General features: G+C 68.0%; 24 protein-coding genes and 2 pseudogenes. 8 read left to right on the top strand and 18 right to left on the bottom strand.

The features are described from left to right. Positions 1-56: 56 nt before the first annotated feature. From ACZ54P_RS27755 to ligD (ACZ54P_RS27735), 5 genes and pseudogenes are all read right to left on the bottom strand, one after another. A pseudogene (locus ACZ54P_RS27755) lies at positions 57-944 on the bottom strand (amino acid permease); the annotation flags it as partial. 118 nt (positions 945-1,062) lie between these two features. Continuing rightward, positions 1,063-2,427, bottom strand: coding sequence for a pyridoxal phosphate-dependent decarboxylase family protein (locus ACZ54P_RS27750; RefSeq protein ID WP_465464505.1), 1,365 nt, complete (start codon positions 2,425-2,427; stop codon positions 1,063-1,065). Between the two features lie 78 nt (positions 2,428-2,505). Further along, a complete protein-coding gene (locus ACZ54P_RS27745; protein WP_465464690.1) occupies positions 2,506-3,051 on the bottom strand; it encodes a MarR family winged helix-turn-helix transcriptional regulator in 546 nt (181 codons plus the stop codon). 115 nt (positions 3,052-3,166) lie between these two features. Continuing rightward, on the bottom strand, positions 3,167-3,439 hold the full coding sequence (locus tag ACZ54P_RS27740; RefSeq protein WP_465464504.1) for a hypothetical protein: 273 nt from the start codon (positions 3,437-3,439) through the stop codon (positions 3,167-3,169). 51 nt (positions 3,440-3,490) lie between these two features. After that, entirely contained in the window at positions 3,491-4,408 is a 918-nt protein-coding gene (gene ligD / locus ACZ54P_RS27735) for a non-homologous end-joining DNA ligase (protein ID WP_465464503.1), read from the bottom strand. Between the two features lie 46 nt (positions 4,409-4,454). On the opposite strand from ligD (ACZ54P_RS27735), the gene ligD (ACZ54P_RS27730) reads away from it, so the two are divergent. Beyond that, a complete protein-coding gene (ligD, locus tag ACZ54P_RS27730; protein ID WP_465464502.1) occupies positions 4,455-5,426 on the top strand; it encodes a non-homologous end-joining DNA ligase in 972 nt (323 codons plus the stop codon). On the opposite strand, the gene ACZ54P_RS27725 is transcribed toward ligD (ACZ54P_RS27730), so the two are convergent. Together ACZ54P_RS27725 and ACZ54P_RS27720 are read right to left on the bottom strand one after the other, a co-directional pair. Continuing rightward, on the bottom strand, positions 5,414-6,004 hold the full coding sequence (locus ACZ54P_RS27725; protein WP_465464501.1) for a dihydrofolate reductase family protein: 591 nt from the start codon (positions 6,002-6,004) through the stop codon (positions 5,414-5,416). The two genes, ligD (ACZ54P_RS27730) and ACZ54P_RS27725, sit on opposite strands and share 13 nt — an antisense overlap. Before the next feature lie 66 nt (positions 6,005-6,070). Continuing rightward, a complete protein-coding gene (locus tag ACZ54P_RS27720; protein ID WP_465464689.1) occupies positions 6,071-6,892 on the bottom strand; it encodes a helix-turn-helix domain-containing protein in 822 nt (273 codons plus the stop codon). 391 nt (positions 6,893-7,283) lie between these two features. On the opposite strand from ACZ54P_RS27720, the gene ACZ54P_RS27715 reads away from it, so the two are divergent. Then, positions 7,284-8,540, top strand: a complete 1,257-nt coding sequence (locus ACZ54P_RS27715) for an HNH endonuclease signature motif containing protein (RefSeq protein ID WP_465464500.1) — start codon at positions 7,284-7,286, stop codon at positions 8,538-8,540. A gap of 173 nt (positions 8,541-8,713) precedes the next feature. On the opposite strand, the pseudogene ACZ54P_RS27710 reads toward ACZ54P_RS27715, so the two are convergent. Both ACZ54P_RS27710 and pip read right to left on the bottom strand, forming a co-directional pair. Further along, positions 8,714-9,390: pseudogene (locus tag ACZ54P_RS27710) on the bottom strand (transposase). Positions 9,391-9,556: 166 nt separating this feature from the next. Beyond that, positions 9,557-10,501: a prolyl aminopeptidase gene (pip, locus tag ACZ54P_RS27705; protein ID WP_465464499.1), complete on the bottom strand. Its 945-nt coding sequence runs from the start codon at positions 10,499-10,501 to the stop codon at positions 9,557-9,559. 150 nt (positions 10,502-10,651) lie between these two features. Here pip and ACZ54P_RS27700 point away from each other — a divergent pair, with 150 nt between their 5' ends. After that, positions 10,652-11,749: a carboxylate-amine ligase gene (locus ACZ54P_RS27700; RefSeq protein WP_465464498.1), complete on the top strand. Its 1,098-nt coding sequence runs from the start codon at positions 10,652-10,654 to the stop codon at positions 11,747-11,749. Between the two features lie 13 nt (positions 11,750-11,762). Here the strand turns inward: ACZ54P_RS27700 and ACZ54P_RS27695 are convergent, their stop codons facing one another. Beyond that, positions 11,763-12,368, bottom strand: coding sequence for a response regulator transcription factor (locus ACZ54P_RS27695; protein WP_465464497.1), 606 nt, complete (start codon positions 12,366-12,368; stop codon positions 11,763-11,765). A 443-nt stretch (positions 12,369-12,811) separates the two neighbouring features. Between ACZ54P_RS27695 and ACZ54P_RS27690 the strand changes: the two genes are divergently transcribed. After that, positions 12,812-13,510, top strand: a complete 699-nt coding sequence (locus ACZ54P_RS27690; RefSeq protein ID WP_465464496.1) for an AraC family transcriptional regulator — start codon at positions 12,812-12,814, stop codon at positions 13,508-13,510. Positions 13,511-13,588: 78 nt separating this feature from the next. Here the strand turns inward: ACZ54P_RS27690 and ACZ54P_RS27685 are convergent, their stop codons facing one another. Next, the gene (locus ACZ54P_RS27685; RefSeq protein ID WP_465464495.1) at positions 13,589-14,584 is read right to left on the bottom strand and encodes a DUF1702 family protein; all 996 of its coding nucleotides are present in this window, start codon (positions 14,582-14,584) and stop codon (positions 13,589-13,591) included. 449 nt (positions 14,585-15,033) lie between these two features. Here ACZ54P_RS27685 and ACZ54P_RS27680 point away from each other — a divergent pair, with 449 nt between their 5' ends. From ACZ54P_RS27680 to ACZ54P_RS27670, 3 genes are all read left to right on the top strand, one after another. Then, on the top strand, positions 15,034-15,639 hold the full coding sequence (locus tag ACZ54P_RS27680; protein WP_465464494.1) for a response regulator transcription factor: 606 nt from the start codon (positions 15,034-15,036) through the stop codon (positions 15,637-15,639). 169 nt (positions 15,640-15,808) lie between these two features. After that, on the top strand, positions 15,809-16,597 hold the full coding sequence (locus ACZ54P_RS27675; RefSeq protein ID WP_465464493.1) for an AfsR/SARP family transcriptional regulator: 789 nt from the start codon (positions 15,809-15,811) through the stop codon (positions 16,595-16,597). A 62-nt stretch (positions 16,598-16,659) separates the two neighbouring features. Then, positions 16,660-17,346 carry a winged helix-turn-helix transcriptional regulator gene (locus tag ACZ54P_RS27670; RefSeq protein WP_465464492.1) on the top strand — a complete coding sequence of 229 codons (687 nt, stop codon included), beginning with the start codon at positions 16,660-16,662 and terminating at the stop codon, positions 17,344-17,346. 53 nt (positions 17,347-17,399) lie between these two features. Here the strand turns inward: ACZ54P_RS27670 and ACZ54P_RS27665 are convergent, their stop codons facing one another. Continuing rightward, positions 17,400-18,020 carry an L-threonylcarbamoyladenylate synthase gene (locus ACZ54P_RS27665; protein ID WP_465464491.1) on the bottom strand — a complete coding sequence of 207 codons (621 nt, stop codon included), beginning with the start codon at positions 18,018-18,020 and terminating at the stop codon, positions 17,400-17,402. A 357-nt stretch (positions 18,021-18,377) separates the two neighbouring features. On the opposite strand from ACZ54P_RS27665, the gene ACZ54P_RS27660 reads away from it, so the two are divergent. Beyond that, the gene (locus ACZ54P_RS27660; protein ID WP_465464490.1) at positions 18,378-20,696 is read left to right on the top strand and encodes a sensor histidine kinase; all 2,319 of its coding nucleotides are present in this window, start codon (positions 18,378-18,380) and stop codon (positions 20,694-20,696) included. Positions 20,697-20,703: 7 nt separating this feature from the next. On the opposite strand, the gene ACZ54P_RS27655 is transcribed toward ACZ54P_RS27660, so the two are convergent. The 6 genes from ACZ54P_RS27655 to ACZ54P_RS27630 form a co-directional block, all read right to left on the bottom strand. Further along, the gene (locus ACZ54P_RS27655; protein ID WP_465464489.1) at positions 20,704-21,312 is read right to left on the bottom strand and encodes a response regulator transcription factor; all 609 of its coding nucleotides are present in this window, start codon (positions 21,310-21,312) and stop codon (positions 20,704-20,706) included. 115 nt (positions 21,313-21,427) lie between these two features. Next, positions 21,428-21,622: a hypothetical protein gene (locus tag ACZ54P_RS27650; protein WP_465464488.1), complete on the bottom strand. Its 195-nt coding sequence runs from the start codon at positions 21,620-21,622 to the stop codon at positions 21,428-21,430. A 28-nt stretch (positions 21,623-21,650) separates the two neighbouring features. Continuing rightward, positions 21,651-21,842, bottom strand: coding sequence for a hypothetical protein (locus tag ACZ54P_RS27645; protein WP_465464487.1), 192 nt, complete (start codon positions 21,840-21,842; stop codon positions 21,651-21,653). 312 nt (positions 21,843-22,154) lie between these two features. Continuing rightward, a complete protein-coding gene (locus tag ACZ54P_RS27640; RefSeq protein WP_465464486.1) occupies positions 22,155-22,700 on the bottom strand; it encodes a carboxymuconolactone decarboxylase family protein in 546 nt (181 codons plus the stop codon). Continuing rightward, positions 22,672-23,145, bottom strand: a complete 474-nt coding sequence (locus ACZ54P_RS27635) for a DUF6187 family protein (RefSeq protein WP_465464485.1) — start codon at positions 23,143-23,145, stop codon at positions 22,672-22,674. The genes ACZ54P_RS27640 and ACZ54P_RS27635 overlap by 29 nt, the downstream gene beginning before the upstream one ends. Further along, positions 23,138-24,457 (bottom strand): FAD-dependent oxidoreductase, encoded by a 1,320-nt coding sequence (locus ACZ54P_RS27630; RefSeq protein ID WP_465464484.1) that lies wholly within the window; start codon positions 24,455-24,457, stop codon positions 23,138-23,140. Before ACZ54P_RS27630 ends, ACZ54P_RS27635 begins: the two co-directional genes overlap by 8 nt.

Genomic DNA, 24,457 nt, shown 5'->3' with positions numbered 1-24,457 from the left:
GTCCGCGGCACCCCGGCGTCGGAGAGCCGCAGCATCGCGCGCGGCGCCTCACCTCGCGAAGCCAGCGAGAACACCATCCGCGAAGCGCCGTAAAGGTTCGCGTTGAGCGCCGAGAGCAGCGAGGTCAGCACGACGAAGCTCATCAGGAGCGCCGCCGACGGAACCCCGACCTGCTCCAGAACCGTCACGAACGGGCTGGTGTTGGCCGAAGCGGACTCCCACGGCAGCAACAGCACCATCAGCGCGACCGAACCGATGTAGAACAGCAGCAGCCGGACGATCACCGTCCGGGTGGTGCGGCGGATCGAATCCGCCGGGTCGTCGGATTCCGCCGCGGCGATGGTGACCAGTTCCATGCCACCGAAGGAGAACGCGACCGCGAGCAGCCCGGTCAGCACTCCTTGCAGGCCGTTGGGCAGGAAACCGCCGTGCCCGGTGAGGTTGCTCAGGCCGACCGGCGACGTCCCCGGCAGGATCCCGAACACCGCCAGCGTGCCGAGTACGAGGAAGGCGACCACCGCGGTCACCTTGATCGCGCCGAACCAGAACTCGAACTCCCCGAACGAGCGCACGGCGAACAGGTTCACCACGGTGAGCACGGCCATGAACGCCAGCACCCAGGTCCACTGTGGAATCACCGGAAGGAGCCCGTTCGCGATCCCGGCCGCCGCGGTGGCTTCGGCGGCCACCACGACCACCAGCAGCGACCAGTACAGCCAGCCGACGGTGAACCCCGCCCAGCGCCCGAGCGCCTTCTCCGCGTACACCGAGAACGAACCGCTGCTCGGCTCGGCGGCCGCCATCTCACCCAGCATGCGCATGACCAGCACCATCAGCAGCCCGGCGACCACATAGGACAGCAGGATGCCGGGGCCCGCGGTCTTGATCCCCGCGCCGGTGCCGACGAACAGGCCGGCGCCGATCGCCCCGCTGATGGCCAGCATGGTGACGTGCCGCCGCCGGAAGCCGGTGCCGAGCGACCGGGTTTCCGGTGCGGTCACGGATTCGGCGGGACCTGGTGCGGGCATGGTGGATCCATTCGTCTGCGGTGGTACGCGGCGCTCAACCGCGGGACAACTCTTCCAGCCGCTCGTGGAGCCGGTCGACGTGGTCCTCGCTTTCGGGCTTCATCAGCACGCTACGCAGGATCCTCGTGACGTCGGCGTCCGCCTCGGCTCCGGTGTGACGCAAGCCGAACTGCCGGTCGCTCACCCGCAGGGTGCTGAGGTACACCGGCTCCTTCGCCGCGGCCATGCCGTTGCGCAGGATCCGCGCGCTCTCCGCGTCGATCTTCGACAGGGAAAGCGGTTCCGTACGCGGGAAGTACGCGACGATGTCGAGCTCCGGCGGCTGGTACAGGTCGAACCGCTCGGAGTCCTCCAGCAGTTTCGCCCACCGCAACGCCGCGCGGCGCCCGGCCGCGAGCACCCGGCCCAGCCCGTCGGGGGTGGGCGGCAGCACCCGGAAGGTGAGCCACAACGCGGCGGCGGCCGCACCCGCCCGGGAGCATTCCAGACTGATCTCGCCGAGGTGCAGGTCGTCCGAGGTGAAGTAGGTGTACGGCGAATCGTGCAGGTAGAACCGACCCACTCGGGGATCCTTGAACAGCACAGCGCCGCAGCCGTAGGGCTGGAGACCGTGCTTGTGCGGATCGATGACGATCGAATCGGCCTCGGCGATGGCGAGCCACGGCGCCGCGGGCAGCCCTTCCGGACCGTCCAAACCGGACAGAAGACGGAAGAACCCACCGTAGGCGGCGTCGACGTGCACGCGGACGCCGTACCGCTCGCGCAGCACCAGCGCCTCGTGGACCGGTTCCACCGCGCCGAGCGCCGTCGTGCCCGCGGTGAGCACCACGGTGCCGATCTTCCCGGTGCGCAGCAGCTCTTCGAGCGCGTCGAGATCCATCGCGCCGCGCGCGTCGACGGGGACCGTGTGGCCCTCGACGCCGAGCACGCCGCACATCCGGCCGTGCGTGTAGTGCGCCTCGGCGCTGTAGGCGATCCCCTTGCCCGGATGTGCTTCACGGGCCACGAACAACGCTTCGAGGTTCGCCACCGTGCCACTGGTGGTGAGATGCCCCAGATGCTCTGTATAGCCGAACATCGTGGCCAGCTGACGGACCACCTCGCGTTCCATCTCGGCTGTCGCCGGGCCGCCGTCGAGCGCGTGGTTGTTGGGGTTGACCAGCATCGCGGTCAGGTAGCCGATCACCGCGGCCGGATGCGGCGGTTTGATCATCTGGCCCGCGTAGGACGGGTGGAAGAACGGGTAGTTGTCCTTCAGCCGCTCGGTGAGCTCCTCGAACGCGGTCTCGAACCGCCCGTCGGGGATCTCCAGCGAGGGATGCGGACGCACGGGAGTGAACGTCTCCGCCCACGCCTCGTTCGACGTCAACGCCTGACCGAGCCAGTACCGGAAGTCCATCTGGGGCGCCCTTCGATCGTTCGGCTCCAAAAAACGTAGAAGCCGGGCGAGGGCCCGCGCAACCGCCTTCGGTAGGGCTCAGCTCCCCCGGGTCACCGCGGCCCGGCGACGCTCCTCGCCCTTCTCCTCCAGTTGCTTGACGATCTCCCGGAGCGAGCCGGCCAGCTCGGTGCACTCCTCGGGGCTGAGGCGTTCGGTGACGAACGCCTCCTCCTGGTTGAACTCCGGGAAAAGCTCGCGCATGAGCCGCTCACCCTCCGGCGTCAGCGCGAGCAGCACCAACCGGCCGTCTTCCGGGTGTTTGCGCCGGGTGACCAGGCCATGCGCCTCCAGGGTCTTCATGACCCCGGTCAGCGTTCCTTTGGTGATGCCGGATTCGGCGGCGACGTGCCGAGTCTCCTTCTCGCCGAAGATCCACACGACCCAGAGCACCACGAACGCGGTCCAAGTGAGGCCCGCTGTCCGCAGAACCGAGTTCTCGAAGTGCAGCCGGACCGCCGTGGCGGCGCGGTGGAGATTGGCCACCGCCTCCATCCGCTCCCACAGCAGGGGGATTCCGCCCAGCTTCGCCCGCACGGCGTTCTCGGTCTCGGCCAGCGTGTGATACCCGGTCAACAGCCACATCCTCACCGGCCCCGGAGGTACCCGTACGGTGGCGCGCACCCCCGCGCGCCCGTTCCGCCGATCGTATGCGGAACGGACCGGAGTCCACAGTGGTCTTTTCCGGGCGAGTTCCTCCTCAGGCTGCCGGCACCAAGGGCGCCATGAGATCTTGCCCTGTTTCGGATAGCTTCGCGGGTACCCGGCCGCCCGGCGTACCGTCACGGGCCGGCTGCACCAGCCCGGCGTGGGCGAGCCGGTGGGCGGTGGCCTGGTCACTGCACGGCAAGCCGTCGACGAACAGATCCGGTTCCTGACTGACGGTGATTTCGGCTCTGCCCTGTGCCACCGCGCGCAGCATCGCCAGTGCGCGGCAGGACAGGCTTTCGGGGTCCTTGCTGTTCTCGGTCATCCGGGGTCACTCCTCTGACCTGGGAGTTTCCCGTTCGCCGGGGGTTAAACATCACCGAGCGGGAACGGCTGCGCGGTGCTCGGCGATGTCGCCGAACAGGTCGCCCATCTCCTCGACGCGCTCGAGCACCTGCTCGGCGGTGAACAACAGATCGGCGGCCTTGCGGCAGGCCTCGACCTCCTCCCAGGTCACCGGGGTCGACGCGGTGGGGATGGCGCGGCCGCGCAGGGAGTAGGGCGCGATGGTGGTCTTGGCGGTGTTGTTCTGACTCCAGTCGATGAACACGCGACCGGGGCGGATCGCCTTGGCCATCCGGGCGACCACGGTTTCCGGTGACCGGCGCGCGAGTTCCTCCGCGATGGCCTTGGCGTATGCGGAGGTGCGTTCGTCGGACCGGGTGCGCACCGGACAGTACAGCTGCATCCCCTTGTTCCCACTGGTCTTCGCGTACACGGTCAACCCGTCGTCGGTGAGCAGTTCGCTGAGCGTCTCGGCGACCCGGCAGCAGTCGACGACGTCCGCCGGCGGTCCGGGGTCGAGATCGAACACCAGCAGATCGGGTGACTTCCGCGCCCCGCGTGGGCCGACTGTCCATTGTGGAACGTGCAGCTCCAGTGCGGCGAGGTTGGCCGCCCACATCAGCGTCGGGAGATCGCCGACCACCGGGTAGTCGAGCGTCTCTTCCCCGCCCCGCCGGCCGCGGTTGGTCAGCCGCGCGGTGCGCACCCACTCGGGCGCGTGCCGGGAAACGTTCTTCTCGTAGAACGGTTCGCCGTCGACGCCGTCCGGGAATCGGCGGAACGTGGCGGCGCGGTCACGCAGATGCGGAAGCATGACGGGCGCGATGCGCCGGTAGTAGTCGAGTACCTCGCGTTTGGTGAAACCGTGTGCCGGATAGAGCACCTTGTCCAGATTGGACAGCGCCAGCCGCCGTCCCTCGACCTCGACCGTTATCCGCTCCTCAGGCACCCTTCGACGATAGATCACGGGCGGGGTTTCCGGGGTACCGTGAGGCATGAGTACCGTTCCGGACGCGGTCGCCCCGATGCTGGCGACCGACGGCGACCTGCCCACCGGCGGGTGGGGGTACGAATACAAATGGGACGGCTACCGCTGCTGCCTGTGCGCCGCCCGCGACGGCGAGACGCGCCTGACCAGCCGTCGCGGCCTCGACATCACCGCGACGTACCCCGACGTGACCGGCGAAGCCCTCGATGGCCGCGAAGCCGTCCTCGACGGCGAGATCGTCGTCCTCGACGACCAGGGACGGCCGAGTTTCCCGCTGCTGCAGACCCGGCACCTGCGCACACCGGACGCGTCGCTGCTGGAGCGCAGCCCAGTGCACTTCTTCGCCTTCGACGTCCTGCTTCTCGACGGCACCGTCCTGCTCGACGAGCCCTACGCCGCTCGTCGTGAACTCTTGACGTCCTTGGGCGGCGGCGGCCGCGTCGTCATCCCGCCGGGTTACACCGACGACGACATCGCGCCCGATCAGCTGCTCGAGGTCGTCCGCCAGCACGGACTCGAAGGGCTGATCGCGAAGAAGCTCGACAGCCGCTATCACCCCGGCAAGCGGTCGAGGCAATGGATCAAACGGGCGCTGTGGCTCACCCAAGAGGTCGTGATCGGCGGCTGGCGTCCCGGCGAAGGGCGCCGCTCGGGGACACTCGGCGCCCTGTTGCTCGGCGCGCACGACGAATCCGGCGAGCTGCGGTACATCGGCGACGTCGGGACCGGGTTCAGCGAAAAGGTCCTCGAAGACCTGCACACCCGGCTCGCCCCGCTGGCACGGAAGAAACCGCCGTTCGCCTCCGCGGTCCCGCGCGACCGAGCCCGGGGCGTGCGCTGGGTATCGCCGGAACTCGTCGGCGAGGTCATGCACCGGAACTGGACGCCGGACGGGCGGTTGCGGCATACGACCTGGCGGGGGCTGCGGCCGGACAAGACACCCGAGGACGTCGAAGTGCCTACCGCTCAACTTGGTTGACGGCGCACCTGATAGCGCAGGTGGAGTACCCGGTCGCCCTGAATGACCACGTCAGGATCCGCCAGGAGATGCTGCACGTGAACCGACCCGAAGTAGCGCTTGCCGGACCCGAACACCACGGGTACGACGTCCATCCGCACTTCGTCGACCATGCCCGCGGCGAACACCTGACCACCGACGTCGCCGGCGGCGACCTCGACCACGCGGTCACCCGCGAGTTCCTGCGCCTTGGCCATGGCCGCCTCGATGCCGTCGACGAAGTGAAAGGGCGCCCGCGGGTCCCAGCCCTCGGGCGACGGCCGGTGCGTCACGACGACCACGTGGTCGATCCCGCCCGGAGGCTTCCCCTCCCAGCCGTCCGTGAGGTCGAAGACGTGGCGGCCGACGATGGTCACCCCGATCTGGTCCCAATACGGCCGCGTGTAGTCGTAAGACGTCTGCGACACCTTCACCCCGCCACTCTCGTCCAGCGGAACCTCTCCGTTGGTCAACCAGTCGAACAGAGGTCCTGGCTGGTCGTTCTCGTCCGCGACGAAGCCGTCCACCGACACCGAGCTGTACATGACCACCTTGCCCACGGGGCTCTCCTCTGCTTCGGGGTGCCGCCAAACTAGCGTGTCGTGAGCCGTCGCTCTTGTAAGAAATCAAGCGGCAGGCAGTGGCCAGCTGTCCAGCACGTGGCCGGGATGTTCACGCAGGAACCGCCGCCGGACTTCGAGGTACCGGGTCGGCGTGAGCCCGGAGAACGCCCGGAACTCGTGACCGAAATGGGCCTGGTCGAAGTAGCCCGCGGCACCGGCGAGTTCGCCCCAGTCGATCGGCCCGGCGGGGTCGATCGCGAACACGGTGGTGGCGAAGCGGTAGGTGCGGGCCAGCCGCTTCGGCGTGACGCCGATGAGCTCCTTGAACCGCTGCGCCAGATGAGTGCCGCTGACCCCGGCTGCCCCGCTCAGGTCGCCGATGGCCACCGCCCCGCGGGTCGCCGCGATGACGCCGCTCGTATGGCGGACCAGTCTCATGCCGTCCGTTTCGCTCACCCGTCGCATCAATTCTTCTTCGAGCAGCGACAGCATCTCGCGCGGTCCAGGCGCCGCGGCGAGGCGGTCTCGTAGCTCCGCAACGGCGCGCCTGCCCCAAATCTGCGCTACCGTCACCGGCCGGTCACGCAGCTCAACGGCGGGCATCGACAGAAACGGCGCCAGCCCCCACGGCTTGAAGTGCACGCCGACCGACCGCGTCCGGAGTGGATAGCCGAACTCCACCGCGCGGGTGGGCGTGGTGACCACGCAGCCATCGACGTACTCGACCGTCTCGAAATCAGTGCCGCCGCGGATGCGGAACGGCGCCCCGAGGTTGACGATGAGCAACGCCCCGGGCATCGGCGGCAGCGTCAGCCGGGCGTACGGCGGCGCGCCCTCCAGGTAGTAGAGATCGTCGATCAGCCCGGCCAGGGGTGGTGGCGGCAGTTTGGACACGTACTTCACGAGCACAGCATTGTCGGCGTGGGGTCGGAGGTCCAGGTGATGATCGGAGACAGGCGCCCACGGTCCTTGGCGAGCCAGGCCCAGTACCGGCACTCGCAAAGGGGGAAGCCGCATTATATCGGGCAGCCGTTTGGTCGCGAGATCCATGAAACTAGTACGAGTCAGCCCTTAAGTGAGACCTGGGACGCGACGAGCGAATGCTGTCCTTTGTGGACAATGAGAGCATTGGGTCGCCGACGTTTGGCGGAGTCGAATTCTTCACTTAGAGTATTCACCCAACGAATTCTTACTCCCTACTGGGTGAATTAGCCGACTCATGGCGCTACGCAAATCGGGCTAGCACACGTGTTCGATCTTCGGTATCGTTGAGGTCGTGGCCAGCGAAAACAGTCCTCAGGTGGTGCGCTCCGAGTGGTGGCGTGCCGATACTGCGACGCTGCATGCCCGTAAGCAGGAAATCGAGGTACTCAAGCGCCGGTTGGATGCGGAGCAGAATGCGATTCTCGCGGAAATCAATAGCCGTGGGGTCCGTGGCTGTTCTGGTCATTCGACGCTGGCGGCGCTGATCTTCGAGGACTTCCATGTCACCGACAGGGAAGCCAATGCCCGCGCAGACCGGGTGCTGGCGTTGCATGCCGGGGTGGTGGTGGGTGGCGAAGTCGTGCCACCGCTGGCGCCCTTGACCGCCGAAGCCGCCGCCGAGGGTGCGATCGGCGGTGCGCAGATCGACGCGATCATCCGCACCCTCGCCCGCATCCCCTCCACCGTCCCGGAAGAAGACGTGCGCGGTGGGGAGAAGATCCTGGTCGAGCTGGCTCGCCGGGCCGGGCCCCGGCAGATCGCCCGCGCTGGACGACGGCTCTTGGACAAGCTGGACCCTGATGGGAAAGAGCCCAGAAGCGAGGATCCGAAAGATGTGCGGCCGGAGTTGCGGTTCGTCAAGCACCGTGACGGCACACTCGGGCTCAAAGCCACATTGGATCTCGAAACGTATGCACGGTTGAAGTCCGACCTCGATCCGATGGCGAAACCGCACAAAGCCATCGACGGGGTCCGGGACTCCCGCACTCAGGACGAGCGTTATGGGGATGCTTTCACAGACTATGTGCGTCTCAAGACGACGAGCCGGAATCTCCCCGGCCAGGCGGGAGAAGCCACCCACATTCTCGTGACCATGTCCTACGAGGACCTCATGCGGGATCTTGGTGAAGCACACCTGGACCTGGTCGGGCCGATCAGCGCCACCGACGCGCGGATCCTGGCCTGCGACGCCCGCGTTCGGCCCGGAGTTCTCGGCACCGCAGGCGAACCCTTGGACATCGGCCGATCCAAACGAACAGTGTCACTGGCGCAGAAATACGCCTTGACCATCCGCGACGGAGGCTGCGCCTTCCCCGGCTGCGACATGCCCGTACCACGCTGCACCGCACACCACATCGTCTTCTGGCGACACCACGGCGAAACCAAAATCGACAACCTCGTCCTGCTCTGCACCAAGCACCACCGACTGATCCACCACAGCCAATGGAAAGTCCAGATCGCTCAGGATGGACTGCCGGAATTCACCCCACCCGCCTACCTCGACCCCACCGGGACCCCGCGGCGGAACACCATGCACCTCAGAACATAGACGAACGCGATATCTCCCTGCGGACTGAGCTTCCCGCTTGCCGGACACGGTGGGGTGCCAGTTCGGCGTGCATCCGCGAAGAGTCATAAGCGCATCGTGAATCGGCATGGATTTGTTCGAGACAAGTGTGTCACCGGCAGGCGGCCGCGCGTTTCAAGATTTCAATCTCCAGCTCAAGATGCCGATTCTTCCTGCACAGCTCGGCAAGTTCCCTTTAGTTGGGTGGCCAGGTCGCGGAATTGTTCGAGCCGGCTGAAGCACCGCTCGACCACATTGCGCCGCTTGTAGACCTCGGCATCGAAGGCCGGTGGTCGCCCGCCGCGGGAGCCTTTGGCCGCGCGGCGGGCGATCTGGTCGTCGCGTTCGGGGCTGATGAAGCTGATCCTTCGTTCCCGCATGGCCTGGCGGGTGGAGGGATGCGAGTAGGCCTTGTCCGCGATCACCGCCGCCGGTCGTGACCGGGGACGGCCCGCGCCTGCGCATCGGCAGCCCTCGTCCGTCCCCTTCGACGCCGAGTGCTTCGATGTCGTTGCTGAATCCCCCTTTCCGGGCATCGGCGGAATGCTGATGCGCCCGGACCACGCTGGAGTCGATACTCACGACCCATTCGACGTCACCGACGGCGTCGTCTTCGACAATGACGTGGTCAAGGATTTGTCCCAGATGCCGTCCTTGGTCCACAACCGCGGCCGTTCATACGCGGTCTTCCACGGCCCATAACGTTCAGGCAAGTCACGTCACGGAGCACCGGTCCGCAACTTCCACAGGATCGGCCGCCACCCTGCTGCAGCGGCAGCAACGGCTCGATCACCGCCCACGCCCGATCCGTCAGTTCACCACGACCAACCACCGCACACGATTACCAGAAACCCCAGCCAACCAATTACAGGACACGCTCTAGAGGCTGGCGCTGCATGCCGCGAAAGCCACTTTGGGGACCTCTGATGTCTCGAAAGTGGCTTTCGCGACAAGGCCCGCCATCACCCGACACGGCCGGACCCAAGAAGCCCCGCACCTCACCCCCACCGAGGACCGAACCGCGCCAACGCCTCCAGCGTCCAAGCCCGTTTCACGTCGCTCCCCCGATGCCCCGACCCGTCGTCGATCAGCAACTCCGCACCGGGCCAGGCCCGAGCGAGTTCCCAAGCGGTGTCCACCGGGCAGCTCAGATCCCGGCGCCCGTGAATCAGCACACCGGGAATGTCTCCCAACAATCCGGCGTCACGGATCACCGCGCCGGGTTCCAGCCAAGCCCCATGGGAATAGTAGTGCGTGACAATGCGCGCGAAAGCCAGTTCCGACTCGCCGATCGGACCATTGTGGACAGCCGCGCCGGGTTCCAGTGACAGCACCGTGTCTTCCCAGGCGCACCACGCACGGGCTGCCTCGGTTCGCACGTGCGGGTCGGGGTCTTCCATGAGCCGCGCGTAGGCCTCGACCAGGTCACCGGAGAGAGCACCGCGGAAACGGGCCCACTCTTCGGGAAAGAACCGGCCGGCGCCCCGATACAGCCAGTCGATCTCGGAACGTCGTGTGGTGCTGATGGAGCTGACGATGATCTCCGTGACCCGTTCCGGAAATCGTTCGGCGTAGACGAGCGCGAGCGTCGTGCCCCATGAGCCGCCGGTGACGAGCCAGCGTTCGATGCCCAGGTGTTCCCGGAGCCGTTCCATGTCGGCGACGAGATGATCCGTCGTGTTGTGCCGCAGGTCGGTCGACGGGTCGCTCGCGTGCGGGGTGCTGCGGCCGCAGCCGCGTTGGTCGAACAGCACGGCGCGGTAGCGGGCCGGGTCGAACATCCGCCGCATTCCCGGCGTACACCCCTGGCCAGGGCCGCCGTGTAGCATTACCGCAGGCTTCCCGTCCGGGTTCCCGCAGGTCTCCCAGTAGACGACGTTGTCGTCACCTACCTCGAGCAGCCCCGCGTCGTAGGGCTCGATGGGCGGATGCGGGTCGACCATTCTCTCAGCCTACCGGAGCTGATCAAGACTTTCCGTGAAGACCGCGAAACACTTTCGCCGCAACGAAGTTCAGCACACCGGCCCTTTCCTCACCGCGCCAGGAGGGGGAGATTTATTGGTACCGGCGAAAACCACCAGAGATGGGGAACCATGGCGGTTTACGGCACGAACTTCACCCTTGGTGTGGAAGAAGAGTTCATCCTCCTCGATCCGCTGGACGGCTCGGTCGCGTTGCGCGCGCCCGATCTTCTCGACCACCTCGCCCCCGAGCCGGACGTCACCGGGGAGCTGATGCGATTCCAGGTCGAGACCGCGACCGGCATCTGCCGCGGCCTCGACGAGGTGCGCGCGGAATTGACCCGGTTACGGCAGATCGTCGCGAAAGCCGCGGAAGCCGACGGTTGCCTGGTGGTGGCGTCGGGGATCCCGCCCGGCGACCTCCGGGCGGACGCGATCACACCCGAGCCCCGGTACCGGCGGATGGCGCAGGCGTTCCCCGACCTGATCGACGACGCGGGCACGTGCGCCTGCCATGTGCACGTCGGCTTGCCGTCGCGGGATCTCGGCGCGCGGGTCCTCGCCGGGCTGCGGCCGTGGCTCGCTCCGTTGCTGGCGCTCAGCGCCAATTCCCCGATCGTGAACGGCGTGGATTCCGGGTGGGCGAGCAGGCGCTTCCCGATCTGGGACCGGTGGCCGACGGCGAAACTCCCCGAAGAATGGACCGGCGCGGCCGCGTACGACCGTAGCGTCGAGGAGGCGCTGCGCCGGCGTGCGGCCCTCGACACGGCAGGCGTCTATTACTACGCCCGGCTCTCCCCTCGCCATCCCACGGTGGAGGTACGGATCGCTGACGTCTGCCTGTCGGTCGAGGACGCCGTTCTCCTCGCGGCGCTGGTGCGCGGGCTGGTCACGACCTGCGCTGGGGCGACCACCTTGCCGCGGGCCCACAGCGCCAGGATCGGCGCGGCACTCACGGCCGCCGCGCGCCGGGGCCTCGACGGGCCGGGAATCGACGTCTTCACCGGCCGGGAGGCCGATCAGCGCGCACTTCTCGGTGAGCTCGTCGACTTCATCTCACCCGCGCTCAGGGCAGCCGGTGACCTCGACGACGTCGAGCAGGGACTGCACTCCCTTTTCGAGCACGGGACCGGCGCGACCCGGCAACGCCGTATGTTCGCGGAAGCGGCTTCCCTTGGTGAATTCGCCACAGCTCTCGCCCTCGCGACGATGAATGTCCCGGCTCGGTGAGCCGGGACTCCCGTCACAACCAGCCGGACTCGCGTGCGATCCGCACCGCGTCGACCCGGTTGCGGGCACTGAGCTTCGACACGATCGTCGTCAGGTAGTTCCGCACGGTACCGGCGGAGAGGAACAGTTCGGCCGCGATCTCGGTCGGCTCGGAGCCGACCGAGGCCAGCCGGAGCACTTCGATCTCCCGTGCGGTGAGCGGGCATTCCTCGCTGTCCCACGCCGCGAGCGCCAGATCACCGTCGACGACGCGCCGCCCGGCGGCGACCCCGCGGACCGCGTTGGCCAGCCTGTCGGCGGGGGCGTCCTTGCGCAGGAAGCCGTTGACCTTCGCGGCCAGGGCTCGCCGGAGGGTTCCAGGACTGCCGAGCGAGGTGAGGATCAGCGTGCGCACCTCTGGCAGCTGTTCGTGCAGTTCGGCGGCGGCGGTGAGCCCGTCCTTGCCGGGAAGATCGATGTCGATGAGCGCGATGTCGGGACGCGCGGACCGGGCGAGCGGGAGGATCTCCTCACCGCTGGCGCATTCGGCGACGACCTCGATATCGGCTTCCAACCCCAGCAGCGCGACCAGGGCCCCACGGACAATATGCATGTCCTCCGCCACCAGGACCTTGATCATCGCCCCATCTGCCTTTCTCCTGCGCCTCGCCCCCGAGCCGACAATACTATCCTCACACACCCGTACCGCGAAATGGAAACCGGCCCTTGACCGTCGCGGGGGGGACACGGTCAAGGGCCGGTTCTGTGTTGCCGCGGGAATACTTTCTTCGGACCGCGCCAACACGGCCGGGGTAGGTCCGGCATGCACGCGCTACCAGGAATTTTGCGGCCATCCGCCGTGGAGATCCAGTGCGCACACCACCGCCGACCTGTGGTTTTCGCATGTGAGATTTTCACGTCGGCGCACACATGAATCCATATCCGGCGGTGAATCGAGCACTTCAGGAGTAGCGGCGGCGAGCACTACTGTCGGAAACCGTAAAGCACGCCAGAATTCCTCGAGCGAAAGGACGGACAATGGATGAGACTGTCCGGCGAGCCGTGGAGCGAGCCATTGGGGCCATGAACGAGAAACTGGGCGAAGAGCTCACTATCGACGATATCGCCCGCGCCGCGACGTTCAGCAAATTCCATTTCACCAGGGTGTTCCAGCAGGCCACCGGCGTCTCGCCCGGCCGGTTCCTGTCCGCGCTGCGGCTCGACGAGGCCAAACGCCTGCTGCTGACGACCTCGATCACGGTCGCCGACATCAGCCACCGCGTCGGTTACAACAGTGTCGGCACCTTCAGCACGCGGTTCAGCAGCCGCGTCGGCCTCTCCCCCTCCGCGTACCGCCAGCAGGGCGGTTTCCAGCACCGGCTGGCCGGTGAACCCCGTCCCGGCGCGCAGCCGGCGATCGTCCGCGGTTTCGTTTCGGCGCCGCCGGAGATCTCGCCCGGTCTCGTCTTCGTCGGCCTCTTCCCGACGCGCATCCCCGAAGGCGCGCCTGTGCGCTACGCGGTCATCGAGGCGCCCGGCCCCTATCAGCTGACCGATGTTCCGGAAGGGAACTGGCACCTCGTGGCGCACTGCGTGACCGGGCCGCTCACGCGTCGCGGCGCCGGATACACCGGTCATCACGGCCCGATCACCGTCGAACCCGGGGTCACCGCGCGGCTGGCCGACCTCCGGGTACGTCCCAAGCGCCTGTTCGACCCGCCGGTACTGCTCGCGCTGCCCGATCTGCGGCACCGGCCGAGGCCGTTCAAGCACGCGGCCTGACCCTCACCTGGGTGTCATGAGGGGTCCCCATCGGACGAAAAATGTCCGATGGGGACCCCTCGTGACGTTCACGGGACCTCAGGCGGAAAGACGGCCAGCCGAAGGAGCGAAGGCCTCGCGGATGTTCTGCCGCCACAGTTCGTAGGCCGGCGTGCCGTCCGCGGCGTTCTCGGCCACCTCGGTCCGGTCGGCGAGGTCGACGGCCTCCTCGATGCTCAGCCCGGCGAGCGTCCGCGCGGCGCGTCGGGTGTGCGGCGGGACGAACGACGAGAACGTTCTCGCCTTCACCGCGAACACGACGCCGAGGCCGAGTTCGTCCTGGTGTTCCCCCGCCGCTTCGTGCAGCACCGTGAGCCCCCGCTGGTCGCAGCCCCCGGCGAAGGTCGAGGCCAGCCCGACACCGCTCCACAGGTCCGGGCGGCGCTCGGCGGGGAAGCGGTTCACCGCGGCGGCGACCTTCACCGGATCGGCACCGTTGATGAACCACAGCGCCCGCCCGACGCCCTGGTCGCAGGCGCGGGCGAAGTACGACGGCGCGCCCGCCCACGCGTACGGGGCGGGGACGAACTGCTCGTCGACCCATTTGCGGGTGTCGAAGTACGCGCGGTCGAAGCCGTAGCCGTCGACGGCCAGCCAGCTCATCGTCGGGTGGTAAGGCATCCCGTCCAGCTCCGGCAGCACCTTCTTCCACAGCGGCCGGGGCAGCCGCGCCATGGCGAAGCCGATGCCGATGTAGGTCAGGAACAGATGCGGACGGCCGGGACCGCTCATCAGTTCGGCTGTCCGGTCCTTACGGCCGCCGGGCATGACGTCCAGGACGGTGAACGCCATCGCCGCGCCTTCGTAGGCGAATCCGCGCATCTCCGGCTCCACCATGTCCAGCCGCCGCTCGGCCTCCCACAGCGCCGGGGCGTCGATCCCCCATTCGAACCCGCACACCACCGACTGCGGGATCGACTCCAGCCTGGCGGTCGCCGTCGTCGGCGGGATCCCGAAGCCGCGCCCCTCGAAGCCGACCGAAGCCAGCGAGGGCGCGAACAGGATCTTGCGCAGGGCACCCAGCAATGAAGTCATCACGTACGTCCTTTGTGGATAGTGTCGGCTTCGCGCGCGAACTCGGCTCCCGCCGAGGAGACCACGCCGTGCTCGCCATGCGCTCGATGGCCGATCGAGGTCTCAGCCGGTACCGCCGAACAGTCCATACCCCGCCGCCGACAATGGTGAATTCACCCGTTCGCCGGATGAATTCACCGCAGCCGAACGTACTTACCGGCGAATGAAAAGCACTTATGGCGGAAAGTTTACCCTCTTCTGACCTGACACCGAGTAATCGATCGATCGCTCTTTAGCGGTCAGTTCATGATCATCGGATCTTCGCCATCTCCGCAGCTCACCCGGGTCCTTGATCCGCCGACCGGAGCGCCGGAAATAGTGCAACCTTGAATCGTGCTTTTCATATTCACTCTTCCGGGTTGGCTATGTACACTGAGAGTTAGCGCTTCTGGGGGAAAGAGGAGGCCGGAGTGATCCGAGTCCTATTGGCCGAAGATATGCACATGGTTCGCGGCGCCTTGGTCGCGCTGCTGAACCTCGAACAGGACATAGAGGTCGTCGCGGAGGTCTGCTCGGGCGACAAGATCCTTCCGATGGCCGCGGAGTACCTCCCGGACGTCGCGATCATCGACATCGACCTGCCGGCCAAAGACGGCCTCGCCGCCGCATCCGAGCTCTACCAGCAACTCCCGTGCGTCCGCACGCTCATCCTCACCTCGCTCGGCCGTCCGGGCACCGTGCGCCGCGCGCTCGACGCGAAGGTCAACGGCTTCCTGCTCAAGGACGCGCCGGCCGACAAGCTCGCCAACGCCGTCCGTTCCGTCGCCATCGGCCGCCGTGTCATCGACAGCGAACTCGCGTTGTCCGCCTGGGAAACGGAAGATTGCCCCCTGACCCCACGGGAAGCCGAGATCCTGCGCCTCGCCGCGAACGGGCACACGGTCGCCGACATCGCGGCCGAGCTGTTCCTGTCCCCTGGCACGGTGCGCAACTATCTCGCCACGGTGGTCACGAAACTCAACGCCCGCAACCGGGTCGACGCCATCCGCATCGCCACCGATTCCGACTGGCTCTGACCCGCGCGCGCGTCTTCTCCTTTGCCACAAACGGTTCCGCGCCCCAAGTCATGACGATCGCATGCGGGACAACGAAGAAATCATGGTTCACCGGGTGTTTCCGGCACTGTTGGCGAAGGTTCCCCCTCTGTCATCGTCACAGCGGGGGAGTCCGCCGGAGGGGGCAGGGATGCACGGGACGAGTACCGAACCGGACGAAGTCGCGGTACGCGCGCGACTCCTCGGCCCGCTCGAACTGCACGCCGGCGGGGCCGATCGCGCGCCGACCACGCCGAAACTCCTGCAACTGCTGGCGATGCTGCTCATCCGGCCGGGCAAGACGGTCCACGTCGATTCGCTGGTCCACGAGCTGTGGAACGACACTCCCCCGCGCAGCGTCCGCCGCACTCTGCACACCTACGTCCACCACCTCCGCCGTCACCTCGACCCCGATGGCGAAGGCGGTCTGCTGGTCACCAGCCCGCCCGGTTACCGGCTGGACCTCGACCCCGCCCTGGTCGACGTGTCGGAGTTCCAGCGCCTGCATCGCCTCGGCCGCGACCTGCTGACCGGCGGCGACGACGCGGCGGCCGCGCACGCTTTCCGTACGGCGTTGGACCTGTGGTCCGGTCCACCCTTGGCCAACGTCCACTGTGGACCAACGCTGGCCGCGTACACCGTCTATCTGCTGGAGCATCGGCGCAATGCCCGTGACCTGTGGATCGAGGCCGAGATCCGGGCAGGGCGGCACCGGGAGATGCTCGGCGTACTGCGGTCGTTGGCCACCGCGAACCCGCTCGACGAAACCTTGCACGCCCAGCTGATCCGCGCGCTGTGCCTCAGCGGGCGGCGTAGCGACGCGCTCACGTCCTACCACTGGCTGCGGGCGAGGCTCGAAGACGAACTGGGGGTGGAACCCTGCGCCGAACTGCGAGAGCTGCACCGCGATCTGCTCTCCGAGGGAAACCCGGTCCGCTGATCACGCCGACCGGCGAACGAACACCACCCCGTCACCAGATCCAGGAAGTTGAGGAGTAAAGCATGACCGCTCGCACCTACGGCCAGTTCTGTGGCCTCGCCCGCGCGCTCGAGATCATCGGGGAACGCTGGTCCCTGCTCGTGATCCGCGACCTGGTGCTCGGCCCGAAACGTTTCGACGAGCTCCAGCAGGGCCTGCCGAAGATCCCGACGAGCATCCTGTCGACCCGGCTGAACGAACTCGAACGGCACGGCGTCGTCCAGCGCCGGGTGCTTTCGCAGCTCGACGCCGGAGTGGTCTACGAGCTGACGGAGTACGGCAACGACCTCGACCAGATCCTGCTGCAGCTGGGCCTGTGGGGTGCCCGGTCGCTCACCGAGCCCGCCGCGGACGACCTGTTCACCCTCGACGCGGCCATCCTTTCGCTGTACACGACGTTCCAGCCGCACGAGGCCCACGGCGTCCGTGGCTCGTTCGAGCTGCATTACGGCGACCAGATGATCGTCCACGCGGTGGTCGAGGACGGAGAGGTGACGGCGGGCGAGGGCCCGCATCCGGATCCGGACCTCGTCATCGAGCCGCGCGGGCCGCTCATGCTCAAGCTGATGAACGGCGAACTGGACGCCGCGAGCGCGCTCACCTGCGGCGCGGTGGCCATCAAGGGCGACGCGGCCTACCTGGAACTGTTCACGCGGCTCTTCCACATCCCCTCGGCCCCCTCGAAGACCGAAGGGCTTGTCACGCACTGACGAGGACGGAACCGCGCGCGGGCCGGCACCACGACCGAGGTGCCGGCTCGCGGTCATTCGAAACGCGAGGGATCGCCGGCGCCGCGCCGCACGATCTCCGGTTCCCCCGACGAGAAGTCGATCACCGTGGTGGGCTCGACCCCGCATTCGCCGGAATCGATCACCGCGTCCACCACGTGCTCCAGCCGCTCCTTGATGTCCCAGCCCTGGGTCATCGGCTCCTCCTGGTCGGGCAGCAGCAGCGTGCTCGACAGCAGCGGTTCGCCGAGTTCGCCCAGCAGCGCCTGGGTGACCACGTGGTCCGGGATGCGCACGCCGACCGTCTTCTTCTTGGCGTGCATCAGGCGGCGCGGAACCTCCTTGGTCGCCGGGAGAATGAACGTGTAACTGCCCGGTGTGGACGCCTTGACCGCGCGGAAGACCGCGTTGTCCACGTGCACGAACTGGCCCAGTTGGGCGAAGTCCTGACACACCAGGGTGAAATGATGGCGGTCGTCGAGTTTGCGGATACTCCGGATGCGGTCGATCCCGTCCCTGTTCCCCAGCTGGCAGCCGAGAGCGAAGCAGGAGTCCGTCGGATAGGCGATCAGCCCGTCCTCGCGCAGGATGCCGACGACCTGTCCGATCGCGCGTCGTTGCGGATTTTCCGGATGCACGTCGAAATACCTGGCCATGCACCGAGCTTAAGGCCACCGGTCCCTTGGCGCCGCGACAGGCCGTCCCGGCGTGGCGTACACAGTGGAACCGGAGGATTCGGCGCACGTCTTCCATCGTGGCGTGTCGCGAGATCGTCCGCATGGTCCGAACGACCCACACCCGCCCGGGTGACGGACGGGTTTTTTCCTGTTCCCCAGCGGGGAAACGTCCTCTCGTCCGTCGTTCTCCCTTACCCGGAAAGACCAACCGGGGTAACAAACATGGGTTAGGATCCGAATACACCGCGATGGAAGGCCGTGCGGCGGCCGTCCTTGGCCGTCGTGAGGGCGAACCGCGACAAAGTTGAGACGTCTCCTGTTACCACTGGGGTGCCTGTGCCGGAACAGCTCGCGGTGACCGCCGAACCACTGGGGACCGCCGGGATCGACCGGCGCCCCCGGCGGGCGCTGTTCCTCGCCGGGTTGATCATCACCGTCGTCTTCGTCAACTCGTGCCTGTTCGGTCTGATCTCGGTGCTGTCGCAACCCGGGGTGGACTTCTGGCAGGGCCTGCTCGCCGTGCTCTACGTCGGCCCCGTGCTCGCGATCCAGCTCCTGTACTTCAGCCGCCCGGCCGTCCGCCTGGACACCAGGCTCGCGAAGGTCATGCTGGTGGTCCAGGCGTGCCTGGCCTTTCTGCCGACCCTGCACTTCGAGGCGGCGCTGAGCTCGTTGACCACCCTTCCGGCGGGCAGCGCGCTGCTGCTGTTCCGGCCGCGGGCGGGCTGGACGGTGTTCACCGTCTTCATGGCGGGGACGACGTGGATCCTGTGGACCTACGACGACACCTGGCTCGGCGCGGTGTTCGACACCGTCACCGCGCTCTTCTACGCGCCGGTCGTGTACCTGCTGACCTGGCTCGCGCGGCTGGTGACCGAACTGCACCAGGCCAGGACCGAACTGGCCGGGCGCGCGGTGGCCGAGCAGCGCCTGGCGTTCGCGCGGGACCTGCACGACCTGCTCGGGCTCAGCCTTTCGGCGATCGCGCTCAAGGGCGAACTGGTGCACCGGCTGCTGCGCAAATCTCTGGACCGGGCGCGCGGGGAACTCGCCGAGATCACCGGGATCGCCCAGCGCACGCTGTCGGACGTGCGGTCGGTGGCCAGGGGTTACCGGGAACTGTCGCTGGACAAGGAATCACGGACCGCGGTGTCGCTGCTCTCCGCGTCGAACGTCGCGGTGCGGCTCGACCTCGCACAGGTCGAGCTTCCGGTGAAGCTGCGCACCCTGCTGGCGAAGGTACTGCGGGAGGGCGTCACGAACGTGCTCCGCTACACCGGCGTCGAGCACTGCGAGATCACCGTGCGCGCGAACGAGGGGCGGGTCGCGCTGGAGATCGTCCACGACGGCACGGCGCACGAGGACGTCCCGGCGGAAACGGCCGAGAGCCTGCGCGAGGTGACCCAGGAGGTCGACGGACACGGCGGAACGCTCAGCGCGGGCCCCGACGCGGCGGGCCGGTGGCGGCTGCACGCCGAACTCCCGGTACCCGACCGGGCCGAACCCACCGAGACGGCGCTGGCACAGGGCTCAGGGCACTGGTCGAGGATCGACGCCAGGAACGTCCAGTGGACGCTGACGGTGGTCTTCATCCTCTTCGGTCTCTCCGCGATGACGCGGGCCTTCATGCTGACCGACGACGGCTGGTACCTCACGCTCACCGCCGGCTATCTCACCGCGCTGATCACGCTGCAGCTGTCCTATTTCGCCCGGCCGAACGTCCGGCTGCGCTCGCGGCAGAGTTACGCGCTGCTCTTCGTCCAGGCCTGCCTGATCTTCCTGCCCTTGATCCCGTTCGGGAAGGCCTGGGTGAGCCTGCCCAGCCTGTTCGCCGGCACCGCGCTGCTGGTGCTGCCGCCGCTGGCGGGCTGGACGGCGTTCGCCGCGACCGCCGCCGGTGTCGTGCTGATCCGGATCGACCACGGCACCGACTTCGCCGGCGGCTTCTACACCTTCGCGTCCATCCTGAACACCGGGCTGATGGTCTTCGGGCTCATCTGGCTGATCCGGCTGGTGACCGAGCTGGGCGAGACCAGGAAACGCCTCGCCGAGGTCGCGGTCGCGGAGGAACGACTGCGCTTCGCCCGCGATCTGCACGACCTGCTGGGGATGAGCCTTTCGGCGATCGCGCTGAAGAGCGAGCTGACCAGCCGGATCATGGACATCGACACCACCCGCGCCTCCGACGAGCTGCTGGAGATCCTCGGGCTCACCCGGCAGGCGCTGGCCGACGTCCGCTCCGTGGCGAGCGGCTACCGGGAACTGTCGCTGGACCAGGAGTCCCGCTCGGCACAGGCGGTGCTGGTGGCCGCCGACGTCCAGGTGCGGCTGGAGATCGAGCACGACGACCTGCCCTCGACCGTGCGCACGGTGCTCGCCGTGGTGCTGCGCGAGGGCGTGACGAACGTGTTGCGGCACAGCAAGGTCGAACGCTGTGAGATCGCGGTGCGGCGGGTCGGCGACGGGGTCGCGCTGGACATCGTCAACGACGGCGTCCAGAACGGGCAGGCGACGCCGCCGAAGACGGGCCGGGTCGAGGCACCGGGTAGCGGCATCACGAACATGTCCGACCGCGTCGCCGGGCTGGGCGGCGAACTGACCGCCGGTGTCGAACCCGACGGGCGGTTCCGGTTGCGCGCGGTGGTCCCGGTCTAGCCTGTGGCTAGATCCAGCCGGACTCCCTGGCGATCCGGATCGCGTCGACCCGGTTGCGCGCGTTGAGTTTCGAAACGATCGTGGTCAGGTAGTTGCGCACGGTCCCGGTGGAGAGAAAGGCCTTCCCCGCGACCTCCAGGGTGTCGCGGCCTTCCGCGGTCAGCCGCAGGACGTCGATCTCGCGCGGGGTCAGTGGGCAGTCCGCGATGTCCCAGGCGGCCAGCGCCAGATCGCCGTCGACCATCCGCCGCCCGGCCGCCACGCCGCGGACGGCGTTGGCGAGTTTCTCCGCGGGAGCGTCCTTCAACAGGAACCCGTTGACCTTGGCCGCCAGCGCGCGGCGGAGTGTGCCGGGCTTGCCGAGGCTGGTCAGGATCAACGTTCGGACCTCGGGAAGCTGTTCGTGCAGCTCGGTGGCCGCGGTGAGGCCGTCCTTGCCGGGCAGATCGATGTCGATGACCGCGACCTGGGTGCGCGAGGTGCGCGCGGCGGCGAGGATCTCGTCGCCGGAGGCCACTTCGGACACCACTTCGATATCCGGTTCCAGCCGCAGCAACGCGACAAGCGCCCCCCTGACGATGTGCATGTCTTCGGCCACGAGAACCCTGATCACCATCGCGCCGCCCCTCCGACCACGCCCCCGTGACCCAAGATAAACACGGTCGGCCAGAACGCGTTCCACCGTTCGGGTGGCGAGTGGTCTCGGTCAAGCGGCGTCCACTTCGGGGAAGCTACGGCAATCGGGTCGCCCGGCCACCGGTCTCGCAGTTGGTCGGTGACTTTCCGTCGCAACGCTCGGCGGGCGCACGGCCAGGAGCGCGGCGGCCGGTCCGCGCGTCGGGCACCATGCGCAGCGCGAGCACGATCCCGGCAACCGCGGTGAGCACGCCGAACGCGGCACGGAACCGGCCGCCTCTCGCGTTCAAGCGCGAAAAGCGGCCGGTGGGGTTGCGCTCAACTCGCCTCGGCCAGTGGCGGAGAAACACAACAGGCGCCGGTGAAGCAGTCGAAGACCTGACCGCCCGGCTGGTTGGACCAGTTGGAGAACCGGTCGATCACCAGGTCGACCTGGTTCCCGGCCGAACCGGTGTCGATTCCCCGTACGGCGAAAAGCGAGCGGACGTTGTCGGTCACGGTGTTCTTCATCGAGTGGCTCCCAGACGTTTCGGAGGTGATCGGGGTGTTCCTTCGATGAAGAGATCGTGCTATCCGGGGCCGGTGCGCTACCAGTGCCATCAATCATCGTGAGTCGTGCTTTTCGCCTACGCCAGAAGGTTCTCCTCGGCTACTCCGTTTCCGCGCGCCTGACTATCGGATGGAGTACTAGCGCGGATCTTCGGTCACGGATCGCGATCGCCTGCTCTCATCAGGCGACAATGACCGGCTGTGGTCATTCGACCGTCCAACCCGCACGAATGGCGTAGTCATGTGCCGGACCGGGCCGGGGCGAGCGCCGGTTCAGGAATCGAGCAGCCGCGCCAGACCCGCGTACCCGCCGTCCTTCAGCCGCACGCCCGAGGTCTTCGCGTAGGCGGCGTCGGCGCGGATCCCGAGTCCCTCGACCATCCGGTTCATGAAGTTGAACAGCGCGCACACGAGGACGGCGTCGTGCAGCGCTGCCTCGTCCCAGCCCGCCGCGAACACGGCTTCCGCGTCGGCGTCGGTCATCTTCGACGGCGTCCGCGTCAGCTTGCCCACGTAGGCCAGCACGGGCTTCATCCGCTCGTCCACAGGCGAAGAGTCCAGATCGGCCAGTGCGGCGGTCAGCAGCCCTTCCGGCACACCGAAAGCCTCGGCGGTGACGGTGTGGACCCCATGGCAGTACTGACAATCGTTGATACCGGAGACGTACGCCGCGATCAGTTCCCGTTCGCCGGCATCGAACGCCGACGGCGCCCGCATGACGAGTTCGTGCAAGTCCAGCAGCCGCGACGCCGGAGCCGGGAACTTCTGGAACACCTGCAGCAGCGTGGTGTCAGTCGGCAAAGACCTGAGATAGGACATCGCGCGTACTCCCCTTTTTCGGCGTCCGCCCGTGTTCGGCGAACTTGTCGACGTCTTCGCGGCGCAGCCAGCAGGCGGCGAGGCAGGCGACCGACGCCGGCCCCAGCCCGGCCACCGTGGCGATGACCCTGGCGGTGGTCTGCTCCCATTCCTTGCGCAGCGAACCGGCCGCGGTCATCTCCGGCCCCGCCTCGATCAGCGGGCGGACCGCGCGCCAGCGGGTGCTGCCCGCTTCGATCAGCGCGTCGGTGTCCAGGTTGAGCGCGTCGTGCCTTGCCTGGTCCACGGCGAGCGCGACCAGCGCGGGCTCGTCGGCGATCCGCGCGAGGCCGACGCCGGCGAGCAATCGTTCGGCGTCCAGTCCCATCAGGATCACCCCCGCCTCCGTCGACGGGGCGTCGTCGATCGAGGGCAGGGTGAACCGGGAGTCGTAGGGCTCAGACACGGGCGACGTCCTTCGTGGCGACCCGCGGCGAAGTCCCCGTGCGCAGGTTATCGGCGACGGTGGCCGCGACCCTGGCGGTGGCGACGCGGTGGCCGTCGATGTTGCGGGCGGCCGGGCCGAGCGCCATCCCCGCGGCCGCGCCGACGGCGAAGACCCGGGGCGCGCCGACGTAGGCGAACGTGCGCTCGTCCAGGCTCGGCCAGCCGCCGCGGTCGAGAACGGCCTCGCCGGGCAGCAGACCGTCGCCGATCGACGGCGTCGTGCCCAGTGCCAGGACGGCGTGGTCGACGGCGACCGTCTCGCCGTCTTCGAGATGCAGGCGCACCCCTGGCCGCACCTTCGTGATCGCCTTGCCACGGTGCACGATCAGCCGTCCCTCGGCTTCGGCGGCTTCGAGCATCGGCCGGAACTCGAACATGATCGACGCGCGCCGGAAGCGGCCCATCAGTTCGAGGCGGTCGGACCAGCTCACGCCGTCGAAGCGGGCGCGGCCTTCGGGGCGGAAGAACGACGAATTGACGTCGGCGCACTGGTAGCGCTCGCCTGCTTCACGGACCACCCAGTGCACCTCGCGGCCTTGGGCGAGCCCGGTGGAGATCAGATGCGCGGCGGTGAGGCCCGCGCCGACGACGGCGAGCCGCTTTCCGCCGTCGGGAACGGGTTCGTCCCAGTAGCTCACGCCGGGCGGCGGATGGCCGCCGCCCCACCAGGTGTCCGGAGCAGGCCGTCGTTCCTCGCCGAGGCACAGCACCACCTGGCGGGCGGTGACGGAGAACCGGTCGGCGCGCACGGTGACCGCGTCCGAGGTCGGCAGCACCTCGCGCACCGAACCGCGCCAGGTCCGTTCGGTGACGTGGTGACTCGCGGCGAGATGCGCGCAATAAGCCTCGAAGACGTCGACGGGGACGACCGAACGGTGCCCGGCCTGCGCCATCCGGATCTCCCGGCGTTCCACCGGGGTCAGCACCGACCAGTGCAGCCGGGCGAAGTCCAGCAACTCGCAGTCGCGGTAGCCCTCGACGCCGGGATGGTGTTCGTAGGGCGAACGCAGCACCCGCTGGCCGAGCAGGTCGACGCGGTCGAAGAACCGGCGGCAGGGACGGCCGTCACGGTCGACGACGACGAGGTCGCGCACGCCGTGGTGCCACAGCGCGGAAGCGACGGCGAGCCCGGCCGGGCCCGCCCCGACGATGACGACGTCGGCGCCGGACGGCGGGGCGGGGGTGACGGCGGCGCGGGTGGCCGGGAGAGCAGGCCACGCGCGCCCGCGCGGTGATTCCAGCAGGTGGGGCTCCGGGACGAAGGTGATCAC

It is taken from the genome of Amycolatopsis sp. NPDC034160, assembly GCF_055575355.1.
The sequence above is the reverse complement of the archived record's forward strand: the minus strand, read 5'-3'. Positions and strand labels throughout refer to the sequence as shown.

What these genes read in the sequence shown, in the direction of transcription:
- ACZ54P_RS27745 (WP_465464690.1), bottom strand. Translation starts at nt 3,051, where the DNA reads ATGTGGCTGTTGACCGGGTATCACACGCTGGCCGAGACCGAGAACGCC.
- pip (WP_465464499.1), bottom strand. Translation starts at nt 10,501, where the DNA reads ATGGTCGACCCGCATCCGCCCATCGAGCCCTACGACGCGGGGCTGCTC.
- ACZ54P_RS27695 (WP_465464497.1), bottom strand. Translation starts at nt 12,368, where the DNA reads ATGATCAAGGTCCTGGTGGCGGAGGACATGCATATTGTCCGTGGGGCC.
- ACZ54P_RS27685 (WP_465464495.1), bottom strand. Translation starts at nt 14,584, where the DNA reads ATGACTTCATTGCTGGGTGCCCTGCGCAAGATCCTGTTCGCGCCCTCG.
- ligD (WP_465464502.1), top strand. Translation starts at nt 4,455, where the DNA reads ATGAGTACCGTTCCGGACGCGGTCGCCCCGATGCTGGCGACCGACGGC.
- ACZ54P_RS27675 (WP_465464493.1), top strand. Translation starts at nt 15,809, where the DNA reads ATGCACGGGACGAGTACCGAACCGGACGAAGTCGCGGTACGCGCGCGA.
- ACZ54P_RS27700 (WP_465464498.1), top strand. Translation starts at nt 10,652, where the DNA reads ATGGCGGTTTACGGCACGAACTTCACCCTTGGTGTGGAAGAAGAGTTC.
- ACZ54P_RS27670 (WP_465464492.1), top strand. Translation starts at nt 16,660, where the DNA reads ATGACCGCTCGCACCTACGGCCAGTTCTGTGGCCTCGCCCGCGCGCTC.
- ACZ54P_RS27655 (WP_465464489.1), bottom strand. Translation starts at nt 21,312, where the DNA reads ATGGTGATCAGGGTTCTCGTGGCCGAAGACATGCACATCGTCAGGGGG.
- ACZ54P_RS27690 (WP_465464496.1), top strand. Translation starts at nt 12,812, where the DNA reads ATGAACGAGAAACTGGGCGAAGAGCTCACTATCGACGATATCGCCCGC.
- ACZ54P_RS27750 (WP_465464505.1), bottom strand. Translation starts at nt 2,427, where the DNA reads ATGGACTTCCGGTACTGGCTCGGTCAGGCGTTGACGTCGAACGAGGCG.
- ACZ54P_RS27640 (WP_465464486.1), bottom strand. Translation starts at nt 22,700, where the DNA reads ATGTCCTATCTCAGGTCTTTGCCGACTGACACCACGCTGCTGCAGGTG.
- ACZ54P_RS27665 (WP_465464491.1), bottom strand. Translation starts at nt 18,020, where the DNA reads ATGGCCAGGTATTTCGACGTGCATCCGGAAAATCCGCAACGACGCGCG.
- ACZ54P_RS27645 (WP_465464487.1), bottom strand. Translation starts at nt 21,842, where the DNA reads ATGAAGAACACCGTGACCGACAACGTCCGCTCGCTTTTCGCCGTACGG.
- ACZ54P_RS27740 (WP_465464504.1), bottom strand. Translation starts at nt 3,439, where the DNA reads ATGACCGAGAACAGCAAGGACCCCGAAAGCCTGTCCTGCCGCGCACTG.